Source organism: Pseudomonas sp. PME37.24/025 (assembly GCF_055556615.1).
Window position 1 is genome coordinate 1 of the sequence record NZ_JBVHNK010000233.1, and the last position, 269, is coordinate 269.

Here is a 269-nt window from a genome sequence, read left to right on the forward strand (position 1 = left end):
GGGAAGGTGACGCGCGGCTTCATCGGCGTGCAGGCGCAGGTGGTGACGCCGCAGATGGCGAGCGCGCTGCGCCTGCCGGAAACGAGCGCCGAGGAGCGGGGCGCGCTGGTGGCGAGCGTTGAGCCGGACAGCCCGGCGCAGAAGGCGGGCTTGCAGCCGGGCGACGTGATCGTCTCCGTCAACGGCCACAAGATCGCCAACTCGCGTGAACTGGCCATCAATGTCAGCCAAGTGGCGCCGGGCTCGGACGCGCAGCTGTCGATCTATCG

At 69.9% G+C, this 269-nt stretch carries 1 protein-coding gene; it reads left to right on the forward strand.

Features of this window, described 5'->3' with window-relative positions; genetic code table 11:
• On the forward strand, positions 1-269 hold a 269-nt coding region (locus ACZ3HH_RS30185), incomplete at both ends, for a PDZ domain-containing protein (protein ID WP_465810266.1).